At 59.2% G+C, this 4323-nt stretch carries 3 protein-coding genes; 1 reads left to right on the forward strand and 2 read right to left on the reverse strand.

What is annotated here, in order from left to right; all coding sequences use genetic code 11:
• On the reverse strand, window positions 1-2588 hold a 2588-nt coding region (locus tag VEZ52_RS09665), incomplete at its 3' end, for a molybdopterin-dependent aldehyde oxidoreductase (protein WP_324836626.1).
• 76 nt (window positions 2589-2664) lie between these two features.
• The gene (locus tag VEZ52_RS09670) at window positions 2665-3690 is read right to left on the reverse strand and encodes a molybdopterin-binding protein (protein ID WP_349255765.1); all 1026 of its coding nucleotides are present in this window, start codon (window positions 3688-3690) and stop codon (window positions 2665-2667) included.
• Between the two features lie 310 nt (window positions 3691-4000).
• Between VEZ52_RS09670 and VEZ52_RS09675 the strand changes: the two genes are divergently transcribed.
• Window positions 4001-4323: DVU3141 family protein (locus tag VEZ52_RS09675; protein WP_324836628.1), on the forward strand; the 323-nt coding region annotated here is incomplete at its 3' end.

Here is a 4323-nt window from a genome sequence, read left to right on the forward strand (position 1 = left end):
AAGGGGCCAGCCTTGCGGGGGGTCTGCACATAGACGATTTCCATGTCGTCAGGAATCATCTTGATGGTGGGCACGCCCGCGCCAGCAAGGGTGCTGTGCTTCTTCAGGTCTTCGTAGTCTTCGGTCAGGGCAAGGCCAACGCCCTGCGCCATGCCGCCGTAGATCTGGCCGTCAACCACCAGCTTGTTGCACAGGGTGCCGATGTCGGCCACGCACACAAGCTTTTCAACCGTGGTCTTGCCGGTTGCGACCTCAACGGCCACTTCGGCAAGGAACAGACCGTACATGTAACAGGCAAAGGGTTCGCCCTGGCCCTTGGCGTCGCAGTCCTTGGCCGGAGCAGACCACTTGCCGTCATAGTGCACGGGGCGGCCTTCGGCCTTCATTTCCTCATAGGTAAAGAAGCCGCCGCCGGTGGGCTTGCGCATGCCTTCAATAAGCATTTCGCAGGCCACGCGGGTGGCGTTGCCCGTGACAACCTGGGAGCGCGAACCGCCAGCAGGGCCGGAATTGGGGGTCTTGCTGGTGTCGTTCATGACCAGATGGATGTTTTCGGGCTTGATGTTCAGGGGACGCAGGGCTTCGTGAGCGGTGCCCAGGGTGCCGGAATCCGCGCCCTGACCATGGTCTTCCCACGAGTTGCCCACGGTTACGCTGCCGTCGGGGTTCAGTTCAGCCCAGGCTTCGGAGGTGTCCGGCCCGTCAAGGCCAGCGCCGTACACGCCAAGGGCAATACCCACGCCGCGTTTGACTTCGGCGGTGGACTTGGCCTTAACGGTCTTTTTGGCTTCTTCGTAGTAGGGGCGCATTTTCTGGAACATTTCGGGCAGGCTCATGACTTCAGGCACCTGACCGGAGGGGTTGGTATCGCCTTCGCGGTAGCAGTTCAGCTCGCGGATGTCGAAGGGATCCATGCCCAGCTTTTCAGCCAGTTCGTCCATGAGCACTTCAGAGGGGAATTCGGTTTCCGGCGCGCCGTAGCCGCGGAAAGCCGCACCCCAGCAGTGGTTGGTGGCAACGGTGCGGCCCTTGCCGCGAATGTTGGCGATGCCGTAACCAGCGCCGATGTACTGCGCGCCGCGCAGGGTGAGCAGATCGCCGAATTCGGAGTAGGGGCCGTGGTCAACGCTCCAGTCCGTTTCCATGGCAAGAATCTTGCCCTGCTTGTTGGCAGCAAAGCGCACGGTCGTCCAGAAGGGCGAACGCTTGCCGGTGTAGTTCTGCTGCTGTTCGTAGTTGTAGCGCAGGTGACAGGGACGGCCCGTAGCCATAACGGCCACGCCCACAAGGGCTTCCATGGTGGGGCTGAACTTGTAGCCGAAGGTGCCGCCCGTGGTGTTCTGCACCAGCACGAGATCCTTGGGGAATTCCAGGCCGAGGCCGGGGGCGATCATCAGCGCGTGCAGATGGATGGCAACGGACTTGGAGTGGATGACCACCTGGCCCTTGTCGTTCACATAGCCGTAGCCCACATCGGGTTCGATGGGCAGGTGGGGCTGACGCTGGGTGTAGTAATCGCCTTCCGCAACAACGTTTGCCGGATCTTTGAAGAAGGGTGCGGTATCCGCGCCTTTTTCCTCCAGCTGGTCATAGTAGATGTTGGGGGTGCCGGGGTGGATTTCGATGGCGTCCGGGGCCATGGCCTCGGGGGCGCTCATGTATTCGGGCAGCAGCTCAAGGTCAAACTTGACCTTTTCAGCCGCGGCGCGGGCGTTGCATTCGGAGTCCGCGCAGACGATGGCAAGAGCATCGCCGTACTGGAAGATTTTGGTATCGTTAAGGATGGGCCGTTCCCAGCCGTCGCCCTTGTTGGTGGGGAAGGTGATCAGGCCGGTGATGCGGTTCCTGCCCTTCACGTCCTTGTGGGTCAGCACCTTGTACACGCCGGGCATTTTTTCGGCTTCAGAGGTGTCGATGCCCTTGATGTTGGCATGGGATACCTTGGCCTGGGCAATGGCGAGGTGCAGGGTGTTGGCGGGCAGGCGGTGCGCCGCATCCGCGCCGAATTCGGCCGTGCCGGTCACCTTGGCGACGGCAGAAGGACGGGGCATGGTGGAACCCCAGATGCGGCCATCGGCAGGCATCTTGAAGGTAACGTCGTCCAGCGTTTTATCGCCGCGCATAAGGGCGGCAGCGTCCATGACCGCGTCCACCAGGGGCTTGTAGCCCGTACAGCGGCAGACGTTGTGATTTTTCTGGAACCAGTCGCGCACGTCTTCGCGGCTGGGGTTGGGATTGGAATCAAGCAGGGCCTTGGCCGAAACGATGAAACCGGGAGTACAGAAACCGCACTGAGCCGCGCCGTGGTAAATCCAGGCATGCTGGAGCGGATGCAGGTTGCTGGGCGTACCCACGCCTTCAAGCGTGGTTACGGCGGCGTTTTCCGCCACGCGGCTCATTTTGACCACGCAGGCGCGTACAACTTTGCCGTCAAGGATCACCGTGCAGGCACCGCACTGCCCCTTGCCGCAACCAACTTTGACACTGGTGAGCTGCAACTGATCGCGCAGCACGTCCACAAGCATATCGTCGGGGTTAGCCAGCAAGCGCCGGGGAATGCCGTTAATCACAAGGGTTTTTGTTTCCATGCGCGACTCCTTTTAATGATGAACAAAGGTATATGCCTGCGCGGTAAATCCGCGCCCGGGGTCAGATTTCCGCCTCCTATTTCCCGAACGGACAAACCGGATAGCGGCATTCTTCACACTGGGAGCAAAAGCCCCCGTGCCCCAATGCCGCCACATCGGCAGCCGTCACCTCAATGCCGGCCAGCAGGCGCGGCACAACGAGATCAAAAATGCTGGCCTTGTGATACATGACGCATCCGGGCAGCCCCAACACGGGCACCCGGCCTGCCGCCCCCTGGGCATAGGCCAGAAGGAACATGGCCCCCGGATACACTGGCGCGCCATAGCTGACCACCTCCGCTCCGGAAGCGCGGATGGCGGTTGGCGTGCGGTCGTCCGGGTCAACAGACATACCGCCTGTTACCACAATAAAATCAGCACCTTGTTCGAGAAAATCCCTGATCGCTCCGGCAGTCATGGACACTTCGTCGCTGGTGAGGGTCTGCCCCACCACCGTGCTGCCAAGAGCGGCAAACTTTTTGCGCAGCACAGGGCCAAAGGCATCCTGAATGCGCCCGTAAAACACCTCGCTGCCCGTTGTGACCACGCCAACTCTGGCGCGGCGCAGAGGCAGAACTTCAACGACCGGCCCTGCGACGAAAGATTCAAGCTGCCGCAATTTTTCATCCTCAATCATCAACGGCACAACGCGGGCTCCCGCTACCGAGCGCCCCCTGGTTACGTGCTGCATGGTGTGGATGGTTGCGACAGATATTTCGCCAAGGCTGTTTATGCGGTTGAGAACAGGCACATCCACCCGCAGCAGCCCGTCACAGGCAGCCTTTAGGTCGATACGCCCTTCCTTGGGTTCCGTGCATGTCAGGTTGCCGCCGGAAACGGCAGAAATAACACGCGCGGCGGCATCATTTTCGTGAACCATGCCGGGCAGTGATTCAAAAACATAAAGATGCTCTTTGCCAACCTGCAACAGCACCTCAACGTCTTCTTCCCGCACAACATGGCCTTTGCGAAAAACAGGCCCTTTGCTTTCACCAGGAATAATTCTGGTGATGTCGTGACACAAAATACTGCCCACGGCGTCATGCACATGGATGGTTTTCATTGCCAGTTTGGACATGACCTCTCCCGAAGCTGACTTCTAGATTGTGCATAAAATACCACCCTTACAACAAATTGCAAAATAAAATTCCTTATTTATTAATTGTGCTTTTGCTAACCCTCCGGCTTACAATGGTATCAACAGATAAATTCCCTTTTTTTACAAAAAGCGTGACTATTGCCTTCCAGACAAGTGCTCAGTCAAGGGTTCAGGCTCGTGCGGCATTGACAGCCGCGCGTTTCTTTGCGAGAGGGAAGGAAAAAAGCCGCTGTATTTACCAAAAAGAATACGGCAGCCATTAAAAGGAAATGCCATGCAAACGCGTTCAGCTCATTGGCCGATGGCTCTGCCCGGCAAAGGCCGTCTGGGCCTTTCCGGTCTGGCGGTTCTTACGGCTCTGCTGCTCGGCGGCTGCGGCTTCGGCGGGTCCCCGGCCCAGCCGGAAACGCCCCCCGGCCCTGTCACAGGCTTCATGATCGTCTCCGCAGTGGGAGAAACCGCTACTGTTGACGACCCTGATTTTGGCAAGGGGGTGCGCGTGAGCCTGGACGAGCTTTTCACCTCGGCCAAGGGCGAGGACTGCAAACGCGGCACCGTGCTTTCAGGCCAGCGTGAAGCGGAAGTTATTGTCATCTG

This window comes from Desulfovibrio sp. (assembly GCF_035644575.1).
In the GTDB taxonomy this organism is placed as follows: domain Bacteria; phylum Desulfobacterota; class Desulfovibrionia; order Desulfovibrionales; family Desulfovibrionaceae; genus Desulfovibrio.